Annotated in this window: 16 protein-coding genes; 7 read left to right on the top strand and 9 right to left on the bottom strand. The window is 70.7% G+C overall.

Features of this window, described 5'->3' with window-relative positions:
- Nucleotides 1–3 precede the first annotated feature (3 nt).
- The 3 genes from WG922_RS05105 to WG922_RS05095 form a co-directional block, all read right to left on the bottom strand.
- On the bottom strand, nt 4–864 hold the full coding sequence (locus tag WG922_RS05105; protein ID WP_340281108.1) for an IclR family transcriptional regulator: 861 nt from the start codon (nt 862–864) through the stop codon (nt 4–6).
- A 61-nt stretch (nt 865–925) separates the two neighbouring features.
- Nucleotides 926–1,897, bottom strand: coding sequence for a PDR/VanB family oxidoreductase (locus WG922_RS05100; protein WP_340281107.1), 972 nt, complete (start codon nt 1,895–1,897; stop codon nt 926–928).
- Between the two features lie 64 nt (nt 1,898–1,961).
- Nucleotides 1,962–2,942, bottom strand: coding sequence for a DODA-type extradiol aromatic ring-opening family dioxygenase (locus WG922_RS05095; protein ID WP_340281106.1), 981 nt, complete (start codon nt 2,940–2,942; stop codon nt 1,962–1,964).
- Between the two features lie 136 nt (nt 2,943–3,078).
- On the opposite strand from WG922_RS05095, the gene rfbC reads away from it, so the two are divergent.
- The 6 genes from rfbC to WG922_RS05065 all read left to right on the top strand — a co-directional run bounded on the left by rfbC (nt 3,079) and on the right by WG922_RS05065 (nt 9,459).
- A complete protein-coding gene (rfbC, locus tag WG922_RS05090) occupies nt 3,079–3,630 on the top strand; it encodes a dTDP-4-dehydrorhamnose 3,5-epimerase (protein WP_340281105.1) in 552 nt (183 codons plus the stop codon).
- A gap of 52 nt (nt 3,631–3,682) precedes the next feature.
- Complete coding sequence (locus WG922_RS05085; protein ID WP_340281103.1) at nt 3,683–4,657, top strand: Bug family tripartite tricarboxylate transporter substrate binding protein; 975 nt, start codon at nt 3,683–3,685, stop codon at nt 4,655–4,657.
- Nucleotides 4,658–4,681: 24 nt separating this feature from the next.
- Complete coding sequence (locus WG922_RS05080) at nt 4,682–5,659, top strand: Bug family tripartite tricarboxylate transporter substrate binding protein (protein WP_340281102.1); 978 nt, start codon at nt 4,682–4,684, stop codon at nt 5,657–5,659.
- A 47-nt stretch (nt 5,660–5,706) separates the two neighbouring features.
- On the top strand, nt 5,707–7,059 hold the full coding sequence (locus WG922_RS05075) for a Rieske 2Fe-2S domain-containing protein (protein ID WP_340281101.1): 1,353 nt from the start codon (nt 5,707–5,709) through the stop codon (nt 7,057–7,059).
- 214 nt (nt 7,060–7,273) lie between these two features.
- Nucleotides 7,274–8,461 carry a mandelate racemase/muconate lactonizing enzyme family protein gene (locus WG922_RS05070; RefSeq protein WP_340281100.1) on the top strand — a complete coding sequence of 396 codons (1,188 nt, stop codon included), beginning with the start codon at nt 7,274–7,276 and terminating at the stop codon, nt 8,459–8,461.
- A gap of 29 nt (nt 8,462–8,490) precedes the next feature.
- The gene (locus WG922_RS05065; RefSeq protein ID WP_340281099.1) at nt 8,491–9,459 is read left to right on the top strand and encodes an NAD(P)-dependent oxidoreductase; all 969 of its coding nucleotides are present in this window, start codon (nt 8,491–8,493) and stop codon (nt 9,457–9,459) included.
- Nucleotides 9,460–9,592: 133 nt separating this feature from the next.
- On the opposite strand, the gene WG922_RS05060 is transcribed toward WG922_RS05065, so the two are convergent.
- The 4 genes from WG922_RS05060 to WG922_RS05045 form a co-directional block, all read right to left on the bottom strand.
- Complete coding sequence (locus tag WG922_RS05060; RefSeq protein WP_340281098.1) at nt 9,593–10,543, bottom strand: PA2778 family cysteine peptidase; 951 nt, start codon at nt 10,541–10,543, stop codon at nt 9,593–9,595.
- Nucleotides 10,544–10,558: 15 nt separating this feature from the next.
- On the bottom strand, nt 10,559–10,921 hold the full coding sequence (locus tag WG922_RS05055) for a PA2779 family protein (protein WP_340281097.1): 363 nt from the start codon (nt 10,919–10,921) through the stop codon (nt 10,559–10,561).
- A 182-nt stretch (nt 10,922–11,103) separates the two neighbouring features.
- Nucleotides 11,104–11,826, bottom strand: coding sequence for a nuclear transport factor 2 family protein (locus WG922_RS05050; protein WP_340281095.1), 723 nt, complete (start codon nt 11,824–11,826; stop codon nt 11,104–11,106).
- A 7-nt stretch (nt 11,827–11,833) separates the two neighbouring features.
- Entirely contained in the window at nt 11,834–12,805 is a 972-nt protein-coding gene (locus tag WG922_RS05045; protein WP_340281093.1) for a Bug family tripartite tricarboxylate transporter substrate binding protein, read from the bottom strand.
- Between the two features lie 86 nt (nt 12,806–12,891).
- Here WG922_RS05045 and WG922_RS05040 point away from each other — a divergent pair, with 86 nt between their 5' ends.
- On the top strand, nt 12,892–13,842 hold the full coding sequence (locus WG922_RS05040) for a LysR family transcriptional regulator (RefSeq protein ID WP_340281092.1): 951 nt from the start codon (nt 12,892–12,894) through the stop codon (nt 13,840–13,842).
- A gap of 208 nt (nt 13,843–14,050) precedes the next feature.
- On the opposite strand, the gene tcuB is transcribed toward WG922_RS05040, so the two are convergent.
- Nucleotides 14,051–15,220 carry a tricarballylate utilization 4Fe-4S protein TcuB gene (tcuB, locus tag WG922_RS05035; RefSeq protein ID WP_340281091.1) on the bottom strand — a complete coding sequence of 390 codons (1,170 nt, stop codon included), beginning with the start codon at nt 15,218–15,220 and terminating at the stop codon, nt 14,051–14,053.
- Nucleotides 15,207–16,634: an FAD-dependent tricarballylate dehydrogenase TcuA gene (tcuA, locus tag WG922_RS05030; RefSeq protein ID WP_340281090.1), complete on the bottom strand. Its 1,428-nt coding sequence runs from the start codon at nt 16,632–16,634 to the stop codon at nt 15,207–15,209. The genes tcuB and tcuA overlap by 14 nt, the downstream gene beginning before the upstream one ends.
- Between the last annotated feature and the right edge of the window lie 44 nt (nt 16,635–16,678).

Genomic DNA, 16,678 nt, shown 5'->3' with positions numbered 1-16,678 from the left:
AGCTCACCCCAGGCCGAGCTTCGGGGCCGGGCTGGCGGTGAGCAGCCGCCGGCGGACTTCGGCGGCAAGTTCGAGCAGGCGCTTGCCGTTGCGCTCCATCACGGCCGGCGTCTGGGTGCGCACCGACGCCGTCGAGTTGAAGGCCAGCAGCGTGCGCCCGTCGCCGTGCACGAAGGGCACCGCGACCGAGCCGGTGAACGGATCGAAGGTGGCAGCCGCGACGCACCAGCCGCGGGTCTCGACCTGGAGCACCGCCTCGTCGAGCTCGCGTTGCAGCGCCGGCCACTCCTTGCGGTAGCTGGCGCGCAGCTCGTCGTAGAGGCGCGCGCGCGCGGCGCGGTCCATGGCGCCGATGCACGCGCGGCCCATGGAGGTGCGGACCAGCGGCACGCGAAAACCCACGCGCTGCCGGCGGCTGGGGTTGGTCTCGCCCAGCGCGTATTCGAGGTACAGCATGCTCAGGCCCTCCTGCACCGCCAGGCCGACGTTGGTGCGGCTGCGTTCGGCCAGCTCCTCCATCAGCGGCCGGGCGATGGACGGCACCGGCATGTTCACCAGGTACGGGTAGGCCAGGCCCACCACGCCGGCGGCCAGCTCGTACTTGCCGAACGCCTCGCGATAGCGCAGGTAGCCCAGCTGCGTGAGCGTGTAGGTCAGGCGCGAGACCGTGGCCTTGGGAATGGCCGTGAGTTCGGCGATCTCGTTGTTGCCCAGCAGCGCCTGGTCGAACTGGAACACCCGCAGGATGGCCAGGCCGCGCGCCAGCGCATTGTTGAAGCGCGGATCCTCGTCCTCGGTCTTGATCTGGATGCCTTCGGAATAGTCCGGCAGCACCGGCTTCTCGTGGCGCGCAGGACGTCCCACCGCACCTCTCCTCATGAATCGGTCAGCGGGCGAGTCTAGCGGCGCCGCCACGGCAGGGGCCTCACAGGTCCAGCACCAGCAGCGGATCGCGGCTGCCCGAGCAGCAGATCATCATCACGCGGTTGCTGCTGCGCTCCTCGTCGGACAGCAGCGAGTCGCGGTGGTCGGGCGTGCCCGACAGCACGCGGGTCTCGCAGGTGCCGCAGATGCCCTGCTCGCACGAAGCGGGCACCTCGATGCCGTGCAGGCGCAGCGCTTCCAGGATGGTCTGCCCCGCGGGCACCTCCACCTCCTGCTGCGCGCGGGCGAGCCGCACCGTGTAGCCGCCTCCCACGGCGGCGGGCTGTACCGGGGCGAAGCGCTCCAGGTGCACCCTGTCGGCCGGGCGGCCCTGCGCGCGTGCGGCGGCTTCGAACGCGTCGAGCATCGGTCCGGGTCCGCAGCAGTACAGGTGGGCCTCGGCCGGCGCCTGTGCGATCACGCGGGCGACATCGAGCGGCGCGCCGCCGTGCTCGGCATCCACGTGCAGCCGCAGCGCCGACGCATCGATGCGGTCCAGCAAGGCCGCGTCCTGGCGCTGGCGCACGCCGTAGTGCAGCGCGAAGGGCCGCCCCAGGGCCTGCAGGCGCTGCGCCATGCAGGCGAGCGGCGTGATGCCGATGCCGCCGGCGATCAGCACCGAAGAAGCGGCGTCCTCGTGCAGCGGGAAATGGTTGCGCGGCAGCCCCACCTGCAGCTGCGATCCGACCCGCAGATCTTCGTGCAGCCAGCGCGAGCCGCCGCGGCTGGCGGCGTCGCGCTTGACCCCCAGCTCCCAGCGGTGCGTCTCGTGCGGCGGGTTGCACAGCGAGTACTGCCGCACCAGCCCGCCCGGCAGGTGCAGATCGACGTGCGCGCCGGCCGTGAACGGCGGAAGCGGTGCGCCGTCCGGGCGCACGAATTCCAGCAGGTGGATGCCGTCGGCCGCCCGCCGGATGGCGTCGAGCCGCAGCGCGAGGGTCACCAGTCCCGGGTCGTCGCCGTGGGTCGTCATGCGTGGGCCCCGGCGGGTGCTCTTGCCATGGACATTCGTGTGTGCGTCACGTCGGCCGGTCCGGTCAATCCCAGTGCGCGAAGCACAGGCCCGTCCCGGTGCCGGCGGGTGTCCGGTAGGCGGGGATGTACTGCAGGTGCCGCAGCGCGAGGTGTTCCACCGCCCCCGCCATGCAGATCCAGTTGCGGATCTCGGAGTTGCCGGCGTTGAGCCGCTCGCGCGGCAGCGCGCCGAGCGCAGCGCCGTCCTTGGCGCGCAGCGCTTCGATCACGCGCTGGTCCAGCTCTTCATCGACCGTGAAGTGGCTCAGGCCGCCCGAGGCGAGGATGCCGACGCGCGCGTCGCCGGGGTGCCGCTCCACGGCGCGCCGGATGGCCTGGCCCAGCCTCCAGCAGCGCCCGGGCGTCGGCTGGTTGGGCGGGTAGTAGGTGTTGAGGAACACCGGCACCACCGGCAAGTCGGCGCCCTGCAGCAGGCGCTTGTGCACGAAACCGAAGGCGTGCCCCTCGCCCTGGCCGTCGGCCAGCCGGTCGGCGCAGGAGAGGTCGAACTCCTCCATCAGTTCGCCGATCAGATGCATCGCCAGCTGCGTGTCCACCGGGTACTCGCGCGGGCTGTCCGGCTCGAAGTAGCGCGCAGAGGCGGCGCGCGCCCAGTCGGGGCCGGGATGCTCGCGCAGCGGCACGTTGCGGATGCTGGCGCCGCGGTACAGCAGGATCGCAGGCATGTTGCCGTCGTCGTAGAGCTCCTTCTGGTCGTCGCCGACCACGATCAGCGTGTCCAGCCGTGCGGCACGCAGCACCGCGCCCAGCCGCTCGACCTCTGCGGCCGCCGCCTGGTGGCGCTGCGCGAACACCTCGGGTGTGATCTGCGCCGCCATGCCGGGGCCGGCCAGCTGCTCGAGCTCCTGGTAGGAGACCGGCCGGCCCTCGCGCGTGAGGTGCTGGCGCATGCGGTCGCGCTCGATGAAACGCCCCCAGTCCTCGACCGGTGCATTGAGCATGGGGGTATGGGAGGTGCCGATGCCGAGGACGAGTTGAGCCATGCGTAGTGCGGTGCGGATGACCGGAATGACCGGGGATGCCCGGGATATCCCGAGGGTTGATTGGAGCCGTAAATCCAAAAATGGAATTATATTTTGATCCAGATCAAGACCGTCCGCACAGGAATTCGGCAAGCACATGGAGACAACCCCGCTGGGGCCCGAGGGCCTTTTCGTGCTCGAGCCCGAACAGAGCTCGGATGAGCACGGGCGCTACAGCGTCTACTACAGCGCGCGCGGGTTCGAGCGCGTTGGTGCGGGCGGGACGTACGTGCAGGAGCACGCCTCGCGCTATCGCCTGCGGCACACCGTGCGCGGCCTGCATTTCCAGCGGCCGCCGCACGCGCAGGTGAAGGTGGTGCGCGTGGCACGCGGGCGCATCTGGGACGTGTGTGTCGATATCCGGCGCGACTCGCCCACCTACGGCGCGCACGCCAGCGTCGAGCTGCGCGAGGGCGACTGGCGGCAGCTGCACGTGCCGCCCGGCTTCGCGCACGGCTTCTGCACGCTCGAGCCCGACACCGAGATCACCTTCCGCCTCACCGACTACAACGACCGCGCTTTCGCCGCCGGCCTGCTCTGGAACGACCCGGCGCTGGCCATCCCCTGGCCCTGCGCAGACGAGCCCGCATACGTGTTCCCCGCCGATCGACAGTGGCCCGCGCTGGCCGCCCTCGACAGCCCGTTCTGACGGCCCACCTGCCGCCGGATTCCCTCCACCCATCGAGACCAAGAGGATTCCCATGACGACTCGCCGCACCGCGCTCCAGGGCATTGCCGCCGGCGCCCTCACCGTTGCCGGAGCGCCCGTGTTCGGGCAGGACAACTCGCCGACCACCGTGCTGGTGGGGGCGGCATCGCTGATGGATTTCACGGCGCGCCTGATCGCCGAGCAGCTGCGCGAATCGCTGAACCGCCCCGCGGTGGTGGTGAGCAAGCTGGGCGCGGGGCAGCGGGTCGCGCTGGGCGAAGCCAAGCGCGCCGCGCCGGACGGGCGCACCCTGGTCTTCGCCACCAGCGGGCCGTTCACCATCTATCCGCAGGTCTACAACAAGCTCGACTACGACCCGGTAGGCGACTTCACGCCCATCGTTGGCATCGGCTCCTTCGACGTCGCCATCGCCGCCGGCCCGCAGAGCGGCGCGACGACGCTCAAGGAAATGATGGAATGGCAGCGCAAGCGACCCGCCGGGAGCGCCGTGTTCGGCTCGGCGCCGGGCAATGGATCGCTCTCGCACTTCCTGGGCATCAACGTGAGCATGGCCACCGACGTGCCCATGACGCACGTCGCCTACAAGGACAGCGGCGTCGGCATCGTCGATCTCGCCGCCGGGCGCCTGCCCATGCTCATCACCGGGCTGAGCCCGCTGGTGGAAATGCACAAGGCCGGCAAGATCCGCATCCTGGCGGTGTCGGGCGACAAGCGCTCGCCGCTGGTGCCCGAGGTGCCCACCGCGCGCGAGGCGGGGGTCAACGTGAGCACCTCCACCACCACCGCCGTGTTCGGCCCCGCGGGCATGTCGCCCGAGCAGGTGCGGCGCCTGCACGATGCCATCGCCCCGATGCTCGACAAGCCGGACGTCCGCGAGAAGCTGGCCGGCCAGGGCATGACGCCATGGAAGGCCGGTCCGCAGGAGGTGGCCGCGTCGCATGCGGCCGAGCGCAAGCACTTCGAGCAGTTGGCCAAGGCCAGCGGTTTCGTCCGGCAGGACGCCTGAGCGCCTCGCACGGAGACACGCACCATGCAGAACCGTCGCACCACCCTCAAGACCCTGGCCGCCGGCGGCCTGGCGATGGCCACCAGCAGCAGCTTCGCGCAGTCGGACGACAAGGCACCCATCACCATCCTGGTCGGCGCCGCCTCATCCGTCGATTTCACGGCGCGCCTCGTAGCCGACCACCTGCGCGAGGCGCTCGGGCGGCCCGTGGTCGTCTCCAGCAAGCTCGGCGCCGGCGGCCGCGTCGCCCTGGGCGAACTCAAGCGCGCGGCGCCCGACGGGCGCACCCTCATGCTGTCCACCAGCAGCCTGTTCGCCATCTACCCGCACATCTACACCCAGCTCGACTACGACCCGGTCGCCGACTTCACGCCCATCGCCGGCATCAGCTGGTTCGACCTGGGGCTGGCCACCGGGCCGATGACGAATGCAGGCAACCTGCGCGAGCTGATCGGCTGGTCGCGGGACAGGGGGCAGGCCGCCGTGTACGGCGCGGCACCGGGCGCGGGCTCGTCCTCGCACTTCGCCGGCATCGCCCTGTCGATCGCGGCGGGCGTGCCGATGAACGCGGTGCACTACAAGGACAGCGGCGTCGGCATCATCGACCTGAGCTCCGGCCGCCTGCCCATGCTGATCACCGGAACCAGCCCGCTGGTGCCGATGCACAAGAGCGGCAAGATCAAGCTGGTGGCCACCAGCGGAGCACAGCGCTCGCCGCTGGTGCCGGACGTGCCGACCATGAAGGAGGCCGGGCTGGACGTGGTCATCGAAAACGCCACCGGCCTGTTCGCCCCCGCCGGTTTCCCGCGCGACCAGGCCGCCCGCATCCACGCCGCGCTGCAGCCGATGTTCGGCAACTCCGAAGCCAAGCAGAAGCTCGACGGCCAGGGCATGACCCTGCTGCCGATGGACGGCGGCCAGCTCGCCGAGTACCTCGCGCGCGAGCGGCGCAAATTCGGCGAACTCGCCCGCGCCAGCGGCTACAAGCCGCAGTCGCTCTGAGTGCGCCGCCGTTTCCCCTTGTTTTCCCTTTTTCCGAGTCACGCACGATGAAATCACGCAAGGACAGCGAAGACCTCACCCGGGTCGGACCGGACACGGTCATGGGCAACTTCATGCGGCAGTACTGGATTCCGGCCGCGCAGTCGAGCGAGCTGGAAGCCGACGGCACGCCCATGCGGCTCATGCTGCTGGGCGAGAAGCTGATCGCGTTCCGCGACACCCACGGCCGCGTGGGCGTCATGGACCACATGTGCCCGCACCGCAACGCCTCGCTCTTCCTCGGGCGCAACGAGGAAGGCGGCATCCGCTGCATCTACCACGGCTGGAAGTTCGACGTGGAGGGCCGCTGCGTCGATATGCCCAGCATTCCGCCGGCGCAGTGCTTCAAGGACAAGGTGAAGGCCGGTGCCTACCGCGTCGCCGAGCGCAACGGGATCATCTGGGTCTACATGGGGCCGCGCCAGGAGGCACCGCCGCCGCTGCCGCAGGTCGAGGCCACGCTGCTGCCCGAGGGCGAGGTGGACATCAGCTTCATGATGCGCAGCTGCAACTGGATGCAGGCACTCGAAGGCGACATCGACACCTCGCACTTCGGCTTCCTGCACGTGGGCCACCTCGATCCCGAGGACGTCCCGCCCGGCCATCCGCTGGAGCACACCGCCTCCGAGCGTGCCCCCCAGTACCACGTGCGCGACACGCCCTGGGGCACCAACTACGGCGCCTATCGCACCGTGCGGCCGCAGACCACGTACTGGCGCTTCGCCAACTACATGTACCCGTTCTGGACGCAGACGCCGCAGGGCGACTTCCCGGTGAACATCCAGGCGCGCGCCTGGGTGCCGCTGGACGACCATCACACCATGATGATCTTCTGGCGGCGCCGCGTGCCGAACCTGCGCAACACCAACGAGCCGCTGCGACACGGACAGCCCCTGGGGGGCAGCCGGCCGCAACCCGACTTCCACCCGCGCGGCACCGGCTGGCTCGACCGCTGGCGCGTCGTCGCCGACGAGACCAACGACTGGCTGATCGATCGCGAGGCGCAGCGCACCAACCGCATCTACTCGGGCATCGACCACATCGGCCTGCAGGACCAGGCGGTCACCGAGAGCATGGGCCCCATCACCGACCACGGGCGCGAGCACCTCGGTCCGGGCGACCTGATGATCGCGCGCACCCGGCGGCGCGCACTGCAGGCTGCGCGGGCCTTTGCGGAAACCGGCCAGGCGCCTGGCGTGGAGCAGCCCGAAGTGATGATGGGCGCGCGCAGCGGCTACTTCGAAGCGCCCGACACGGTGGAGTGGCAGGCGGCCTACGACGAGCAGATGCGGCATGCCGAGCGCGCGACGGTGCCGGCACCCGCCAGCGCCCCGGCACCCGCTCTGGCGATGGCCAAGTGACGCGGCCGGCAGGACGGCTGGTACGGCGGCTGACGACGCTGGTGGCACCAGAACGGGTGAACGGCTCGGTGCGTGAGCCGATGCGGTGGTCGGTGCGTGCGCCGCAACTGCGTGCGCTCGGGAGCGCCCGATTACAGGCGCCCCCGATCGCCGGCGTCGCCACCTTCGCCACGCGCACACCTGCCTGCCACGTGAACGGTGCGGCCGCCTCGCCATGAAGATCGTCGGGCTCGAAACCCTGGAAGCGGACGGCGGCTATCGCACCTGCTCCTACCTGAAGCTGCGCACCGACGAGGGTCTGGTCGGATGGTCCGAGTTCTACGACGGCTTCTCCGGCGGCACGCTGGCCCCGCTGATCCACAGCTTCGGACGGCACGCGATCGGCATGGATCCGCGCCAGTGGGCGCGCGTGAGCGAGAACCTGCTCGTGACCACGCGGCTGGTGGGCGGCGGGCTGTCGCACCAGGCGGTGGCAGCCATCGAGAACGCCTGCCTCGACATCGCCGGCAAGGCGCTGGGAGTGCCGGTGTGCCGGCTCTTCGGCGGTCCGCTGCGCGAGACGGTGCCGGTGTACTGGACGCACTGCGGCAGCTACCGCGTGCGCCACGCCGCGCTGTACGAGCGCCTGGGTTACGAGCCGGTGCGCACGCTCGACGACTTCACCCGACTCGGGCGGGAGGCGCTGGCCCAGGGTTTCCGTGCCGTGAAGACCAACCCGGTGTACTTCGGCGACGCAGGGCCCGTCATGTTCAACGGCGGCTTTCGCATCGGAGCGGGCGTGCTCGAACGCAGCATCGGCGCGCGCGAGCTCCAGGCCATCGAGGACCAGCTCCTCGCGTTGCGGGCGGGCATCGGCCCCGACTGCGGACTGATGCTCGACCTGAGTTTCAGTCAACGCACCGAAGGCTATCTGCGCATCGCGCGGCGCCTTGAACCGCTGGACCTGTTCTGGCTGGAGCTGGACGTGCGCGACCCCGAGGCGCTGGCCCTGGTGCGCAGCGGCACCCGCACGCCCATCGCGTCGCTCGAATCGCTGCACGGCCTGCAGGAGTACCGCCCCTACCTGTCCGGGCGCGGCGTGGACACGGCCATCGTCGATCCGCTGTGGAACGGCGTCCATCAATCGCTGCGCATCGCCACGCTCGCTGATGCCCACGAGACGCATGTCGCCCCGCACAACCCGGTGGGTGAGCTGGGCAACCTCATGAGCCTGCATTTCTGCGCCGCGGTGCCGAACCTGCGCATCATGGAACTGCGCCCCGACGAAGCCCCCTGGACCCGCAGCTTCGTCACCCACCCGCCCGAACTCGTGGACGGCGCCCTGCGGGTGCCCGACCGCCCCGGCTGGGGCGCCGAGGTGGACGAAGACGCACTGCGCGCGCACCCGGTCCGCCGCGCCTGACCAGACCGCAACGACAAAGGACTTCCGCAATGCGCACCGTCTACTGGGCCCGGCTCCAACTGGCCAGGCAGGAACTCACCAAGGCCTTGCAGGCGCTGCCCGGCATCGAGCTGCAGATCGTCGAGCAGCTGCCCGATTTCCTGGGCGCGCTGCATGGCGCCGAAGCCGCCGTGCTGGCCGACGCGCCCGAGGGCGATGCGCGCCAGGTCGTGGAGGCATTGACCGCAGCCGGCAGCCGCGTGCGCATGCTGCATTTCATCAGCGCCGGCCGCGAAGGCTTCGAGGCCGCCGGGCTGCCGTCCGGCGTGCAGCTCGGCCAGGCGCCCGGCGCCGCGGCGCCGGCGGTCGCCGAACACGCCATGGCCCTGCTGCTCGCACTGGGCCGGCGTATTCCCCAGGTGCTGGCGCAGCAGGCCGAGCGCCGCTGGGACCGGGTGCCGCCCGCCTCTGCCGCCTGGTCGCTGGAGGGAAAGACCGTGGCCGTAGTGGGCGACGGCCACATCGGCAAGGAGTTCGCCCGGCGCGCGCGGCCCTTCGGCGCGCGCCTGCTGGGGCTCTCGCGCGCAAGCCGCTGGGACGGCCTGGTCGATGAAGCGCTGCCGCTGGAGGCACTGCACGAAGCACTGGGCCGCAGCGACGCCGTGGTGCTGGCGATCGCACTCGCAGCCCAGACGCGGCACCTCATCGACACGCGGGCGCTCGCCGCCTGCCGGCCCGGCGCGCTGCTGGTCAACGTGGCGCGCGGTGGGCTGCTCGACCAGCAGGCGCTGGCCGATGCGCTGCACGCCGGCCGCCTGGGGGGCGCCGCGCTGGACGTGGTGGACCCCGAGCCGCTCCCGGCGGACGACCCGCTGTGGGGCTGTCCCCGGTTGATCATCTCGCCGCACTTCGGCGGATCCGGCAGCCCCGCCACGGTCGCCCGCATCGTGCACGGCGCGGTGGAGAACCTGCGCAGCTTCGCAAGCGACGGCACGCTCGCGCACCGCATCGGAGGCTGAGGCGGCCTGGCCGCGGCGCGGCAGTCTGGGCAGCCCGATGCGAGGCAGCAGCAGCCAGGAGCCTGCCACGGCTGCTCCCGCCGTCCGCGGCGCGGCGCAACCCGCCGCGGTCGCCGATCACGGCGTCACGGCGTCACTGCGTCCGCGTCCCGCCGGCCTCGATCGCGCTCAGCGTCTTCGCGTAGGTCGCCATGCGCGGGCCGCCGATGGAAACGGCGCGGCGGGCTGCCTGCGCGGCGTCGGCCGACTGGCCCTGCTCGTGCAGGGCCTGCGCGAGGTTGTTCCAGGCGTCGGCCGACTGCGGGTGGTCCACCGTCGCCTGCCGGTAGTGGCTCGCCGCCTCGCCGAGCTGTCCCTGTCGATAGGCCGAGTTGCCCAGCGCGAGGCGGGCGAACAGGTTCTTCGGCCAGGCGCCGAGCGCGGTGCGGTAGGCGGTCGGGCCGTGGGTCGGCGACACCCGCGCGAAGGTCGCGACCGATGCCACCCAGTCGGCCTCGTTCGCGGTGGCCGGCAGCCGGTCCGGCGGCAGCGCCACGAAGGCCCAGCGCCCGCCCTTGGCCCAGGTGCGGTCGAAATCCTCGAGCGGCATCACCATGCGCTTCTCGGTGCCGGAGCGCAGCGTCAGCGTCTTTTCGGCGAGGTCGTAGCCGACCACCACCGCGTAGTGCCACTGCGGCGTGAGCCAGCCCACGTTCTGCAGCACCACCACCGGATGTCCGGCGGCCACCTCGCGCAACAACTCGTCCGGCTGGGCGCGCAGCACGTAGGGCACGGCGCCCGCCCGCCGCGAGGCGCCGAGCAGTTCAACCTGCAGGCTGCCCTGCCGCTGCGGCAGGTACACCTGCTCGACCAGCTGCTCGGGCGTGCGCGCGATGCCGGCGTTCTGCAGCACGGTGGCGAGCGCAGCCGGGCCGCACTGGAACTCCTCCTGCGGGAAGAAGGGCACGGACGCCAGCTCGACGCGCTCGACGCGCGCCGACCCCGCCAGGCCGCTGCCCCACTCGGGCGGCGGCTGGAACGAGGCGCAGCCGGACAGGCCCGCAAAGGCGAGCGCCAGCAGGGCTGCCCGCCAGCGCGCACGCATCGCTTGCGCCGGCACTCAGAGCGCCACGACGAGCAGCAGGGCGACCAGCGCGACCAGGATCCAGTCCTGCGTGGTGAGGGCGCCGCCCGCGGGCATGGTCTCGATGCGCTCGGCCATCGCATGCACTTCCGCCTCGCTGAGCGACGCGACCCGGTCGCGCGCCACGATGCCGGTGATGCCCATGGCCTGCATGCGCTCCTTGACGTTGGCGCGGTCCATGAACTCGCGCACCTTGGCGCGGTCCAGGTCGGCCTGCGTCGGAGCGGCGAGCGCGTCGGTATCGACGATCTCGGCCTGCGCGAACGGCACCTGCGAGGACAGCACCGCCGCCAGGGCGACGGCGACTGCGCGGGACGAATGAATGCCTGCCTTCTTCATGCTGGAACCTCCAAAGTTGAAAGGCCATGCTAGGGAGCGCCCGAGGTCAACCATTCGTGCCGGAGGTAACAAGGGACTCAAGTTGCTGCCGCAGGCGCGTGTCTCGGCTGCGTGGTGGATGAGATGCAGATGCGGAACCGGCGCCCGGGCGCGGCCAGAGCACCTCAGCGCGCGCAGGCCGATCAGGAGCGCTCGCCGCGATCCTGCTCGCGTGCCGGCGGCACCGGTACCCAGGCGCGCCCCGTGATCGGGTTGGGGTAGTGGAACGGCGGGATGTACACACCCGGCCAGGGCTCGTAGTTCTCCGTGGACGGACGGTCGGGCCGGACGGCCTGCAGCAGGCCGCCCCTGGCAGACACCGCAGTGGCCCAGCTTTCCTCGTAGGGCGTGTGGAACGTCCGGTAGAAGTGCATCCTGGCAATCCGCCACCGGCCGCTGTCGTCCTTTTCATACGAGAAGGTCTCGACGCCCTCTCCCCACCGGCCGTACTTGCCGAACTCGGCCAACTGCATGAACGAGCGCCAGCGCCCATGCGCGCGACGGCCGTCCTCTTCGACGTGCACCACCCCCTGCACCATCATGTGGTTGTACAGCTGGCCCCACAACAGGCCGTTCGGGCCGCTGCGTGCGGGGCCCTGGCCGAGGAATTCCTTGAACAGCTTCTCGAGCTGCGCCCGACCCACGTAGACGCCGAGCGCGGAAATCTCCACTTCGCAGTCGTCGGTGAACAGCGGAAGCAGCTCGTCCCAGAGCGCCTTGTCCAGGTAGTAGCCGTAGATGCGCGTCAGCTTGTTGATCAGTTCGATGTCTTCGGCGCGGGCCAGGCGCCGCTGCACCTGCACCAGTTCGGCTTCGAGCGCCGCGATGCGGCGCAGCATGAGGTCGTCCTGCGGTGAGGCGTTCATGACGGTGTCAATCGAGCTTCAAGCCGATGCGCCGGATCAACTGCCCCCAGCTCTCGTAGTCGGCGCGAATGAGGTTGGCGAAAGCTTCCGGCGTGGCCGGTTCGAGCTCCACGCCCATGGCGGCGAACTGCGCGCGCAGCTGCGACGATTTCAGCGTCCGTGCGATCGCTTCGTTCAATCGCGCGACCACGGACTGTGGAAGCCGCGCCGGGCCGAACACGCCCATCCAGGTGCCGCGGTCGAGCCCGCCGATGCCCTGCTCGCCTGCGGTGGGCACGTCGGGCACTGCCGCGAGGCGGGTGGGCCCGGTGCTCGCCAGCGCCTTCAGCCGACCGGCGCGTACATGGGGCAAGGACGTGGCAGGCGAATCGAACAGCAGGGACAGGTGCCCCGCCAGCAGGTCCTGCAGGGCCGGGCTGGAGCCCTTGTACGGAACGTGCACGAAGCGCGCGCCATGGTCGGCGTTCAGCATCTCGATGTAGAGGTGGCCCGTCGTTCCCGGGCTGGGCGAGCCGAACGCCACGGACTGTGAGCGGCTGCGCGCGATGGCCTCCGGCAGGCTGGCGGCAGGAAACGACGGGTGCGCCACAAGGATCGAGTGGCCGCGGTAGACCGGCGAGATCGGCGTGAAATCGGCAAAAGGATCGAAGGGCACTCGCGCGTACAGGTGCGGTACCTGCGTGTGCGTGGTGTTGAGGGTCAACAGCAGCGTGTGTCCGTCGGGAGCGGACCGCGCCACATCCATCGCGCCGGGGATGCTCGCGCCTCCTGGCTTGTTGTCGACCAGCAGCGGCGTCCCGAGGCTCTCGCCGAGTTCGCGTGCAAGCATGCGCGCGACGACGTCGCCGGGACCACCCGCAGGCGCGGGCACCACCAGCCTGATCGGCCGGCCCGGCACCGGCCAGGGGGCCTGCGCATGCAAGGGCGTGAGAGCCAGACCAAGGCCCGAGAAAACCATCAGTCGACGCAGTGTGTCCATGTGCCCCAGTCTAGAAGCCGCGCGTTGACCGTCCAAGCGACTTCTCGGAAACTGCGTTCACCTTCGGTTGACACTTCGCCTGCCTCATGAGTCACTACCAGCGCTATGCGCGGCTGCGCTTCAGCCAACTGGAAATGGTCTGTGCGGTGGCCGATTGCGGCAGCGTGCGCCTCGCCGCCACGCGCTTGCACCTCTCCGCGGCGGCCGTGAGCAAGGCCCTGCGGGAAATTGAATCCCTGCTCGACGCGGTGCTGTTCGAGCGCCTTCCGCGCGGGATGATTCCCACGTCCCGGGGCGAACGCCTGATCGCCCATGCGCGCCTGCTGCTGCAGGAACTGCAGGGACTTGCCGCCGACGGAGGCGACGCGAAGCCGCTGCCAGGTGCTCGCCTGGCACTCGGGGCCTCGCCGTACATCGTGGCGCGGGTACTTCCCCAACTGCTTTCGGCGCTGCCGCGCGTCGATGCGGCGCGGCTGCCCCTGGTCGTGCGAGTCAGCGACGGCCACCTCTCGCTGCTGCTGGAGCAACTTCTCCTTGGGCAGATCGAGGCGCTGATCACGCTGTACGCGGCGGGCGACTTCGCCGGCACCAACACCGAGCCGCTGGTGGTGGAGCGGCTTCGGGAGGAAGAGGTGGTGGTGCTGGCTGCGCCTGCGCTCTGCCCGCCTGTGCGCCGCCGACTTCCCTGGAGTGAACTGCTGGCGCTGCCCTGGATCCTGCCGCCCGCGTCCACCCACCTGCGGCGTGCCGTGGACGGGATGTTCCATCTGGCGGGTGTCCAGCCGCCGCAGCCTGCGATCGAGGCGACCCATCTCGACGGCAACGTGCGCTTGAGCGCGGCCGGACTGGGGCTGACCATCGCGCCCCTCGAACTTGCCCGGGAGCACCTGGCTGCGGCGCGACTGCACGTGCTGCGCCTGCAGCAGCCTCTTCCTGCCTCCTCGCTGGCCTTGATCTACCGGCGCGCTTCGGCAGCCCATCTGCCGGGGCTCCACCAGCTGCGCGCCGCCGCGCGCCAGGCGTTTGCCACGAGGTAAGGCAGCTGCGCCACCACACTGCCGCTGCGGCTGCGGCTGCGGCTGCGGCTGCGGCTGCGGCTGCGGTTCAGCCTGCGCCGGGGCGTTCCGGGCACAACTGCTTCGGAAGTCCACCTCGAGGAGCGGCCGGTCACCGGACTTCCGCGCAGGTGAGCGCGTGCCGCCCAGGTGAGCGCGTGCCGCGCGCTTGGCGGCCGCGCGCCGGGATTCAGTCGTCCCCCAGGGCCAGCCGGCTGGGCTGGCGCTTTTCGATGGACCACTTCAGCAGGGCCGCGCTGCGGAAGACGCCGTGCGCGAACTTGCTGTAGGGCATGGTGAGGAAGAAGGCCATCACCGCCCCGAGGTGCAGCGAGAGCATCAGCGCGAGCGCGGGCGTGCCGCGCGCGAGCATCAGCGCGAGGCCGGTCAGGCCGGTGAGGAACAGCAGGGCGATGAAGCCCAGGTCCATGGGGCGCTGCTCGAGGGCGCCGTGCTCCGGGTGGCGCCGCCGGTGCAGGTGGAACAGTCCCGCGGTCCCTGCGACCAGCATCACGCCGCCGACCGTGCCCAGGATCTTCGGCAGCGTGTCGAAGCCGTAGGGCGCGACCCAGCCGAAGGCGTAGTGGTAGAGCGTGCCCGTCACGGTCGCCGCGAAACACAGCAGGAAGCCGTAGAAGGTCAGGTGGTGAAAGCGCCGCCGCGCGAGCGTGAAGCGGTCGTCCTCGTTGTTGCAGCCTTCGCCGTGGCCGCCGTCGAGGTACTTCAGGCGCAGTGCGTCATGCGCTGCTTCGCCGGCCGCAGGCGGGCTGATCGCGCCGGGCGACTGGTCCTTCCAGAAGCTGCGCACGCCCATGCCCAGCGCGAAGAGGGCGAACAGGAACACGGGCGCGAACAGCGCCACCATGAGCCCATGCGGGAAGACCTCGTAGAACCCCGCCGCCCCAGGCGTGTGCCACAGCCCTCCATGGGACGCCGCCGCCAACGCCAGGAACAGCGCCAGCCCCGCAGCCAGCGCGGTGGCCAGCACCAGGCTGTTGCGGCGATAAAGCGCGCCCAGGGCGGGCGGCCAGGCGTAGTCGGTGTAGGTCTGGCCGCGCACGCGGGCCATGGCCTGCGGCACGTTGATGGCGAACTCGTGTGGCGGTGCGTACTGGCAGGCATGCAGGCAGGCGCCGCAGTTGTGGCACAGGTTGGCCAGGAAGTGCACGTCGGCCTTGCCGAACTCGAGCCGCCGCGTCATGGCCGGGAACACCGCGCAAAAGCCTTCGCAGTAGCGGCAGGCATTGCAGATCTGCATCTGGCGCGCGACCTCGTCCTCCGCGGGCGTGAGCGCCTGGATCGGGATCACCCGCCGTTGCGGTGCGCCCGGTGGGGCGTCGAGGGTTTCAGGCCGCCACATGCTGCTGCTCCTTGTGCGTCGCACCCGCGACGCCAGCGGCCGCTGCCGCTGCCGCCTGGGTGCCTGCGATCCTGCCGAAGGCGGTGCCGATGGACATGCCGACACCGGCGGTGTAGCCCTTGCCGAGGACGTTGCCCGCCATCATTTCGCCGGCCACGAAGAGGTTCGGACTCACCCGCCCGCCGAAATGCACCCGCGCCTGCCTGTCCACCTTCAGCCCGAGGTAGGTGAAGGTCACGCCGGGGCGCACCGCATAGCCGTAGAAAGGCGGCGTGTCGATGGGTCGCGCCCAGTGCGTCTTGGCGGGGCTCAGGCCCTCGGTGTGGCAGTCATCCAGTCGGGTGTGATCGAAGCTTCCGACCCGGCAGGCAGCGTTGAACGCCGCCAAGGTGTCCAGGAACGCCGCTTCGGGCACCTCCAGCTTGCGCGCGAGTTCGGCGAGCGAGCCGGCCTTCACGCCCGGAAACACCGGAGGCATGAAGCGCCCGGGCGCCTTGGCGTCAATGATCGAATACGCGATCTGGCCGGGCTGCTGCGCCACCAGGCGCCCCCAGATCGCGTAGCGCTTGGGCCAGAAGTCCTCGCCTTCGTCGTAGAAACGCTGGCCTTCGCGGTTCACGACCACGCCGAGCGAGACGCAGTCGATGCGCGTGCAGATGCCGCCGTCGAACAGCGGTGCCCGGGCGTCGATCGCGACCATGTGGGCCTGCGTCGCATCGCCGATCGCATCGGCGCCGGTGTCGATCATGTGCCGCAGCAAGGTGCCGGTGTTGAAGCGCGTGCCGCGGATCAGGAAGTTCTCGGCCGGCCACTCGCCCCGTTCGTTCTGCCCCCAGGCTTCGCGCAGCCAGGCGAGGTTCGACTCGAACCCTCCCGCCGCCAGCACGCAGCTGCGCGCGGTGAAGCGCTCGCTGCCCGACCAGGCCGCGTGGAAGACCCCGTCGCGGTGTTCGATGCGGTCCACCGGCGTGTCGTAGCGCACCTGCACGCCCAGGCGCTCGGCGCTGCGGTAGTAGGCGTTCACCAGGGCCTTGCCGCCGCCCATGAAGAACGCGTTGGTGCGCGCGGTGTGCAGCGCCCCCGAGAGCGAGGGCTGGAAGTGCACGCCGTGCCGGCGCATCCAGTCGCGGCAGGTGGAGGAGGCTCGGATCACCAGGCGGGCGAGTTCCTCGTCGGTCTGGCCGCCGGTGACCTTGAGCAGGTCCTGCCAGAACTCCTCTTCAGGATAGGCCTCGACCAGCACGTCCTGCGGCGCGTCGTGCATGCACCGCAGGTTGCGCGTGTGCTGCGAATTGCCGCCGCGCCACACGCGCGGAGAGGCTTCGAGCAGCAGCACGCTGGCACCAGCCTCCCGCGCCATGAGGGCGGCGCACAGGGCGGCGTTGCCGCCGCCGATCACCAGGACATCGACCACCTTGCCAGCACTCCTTGTGTTCGCACTCCGGCCGGTTCGGTACC

Source organism: Ramlibacter sp. AN1015 (assembly GCF_037726105.1).
Lineage (GTDB): Bacteria > Pseudomonadota > Gammaproteobacteria > Burkholderiales > Burkholderiaceae_C > Ramlibacter.
The sequence above is the reverse complement of the archived record's forward strand: the minus strand, read 5'-3'. Positions and strand labels throughout refer to the sequence as shown.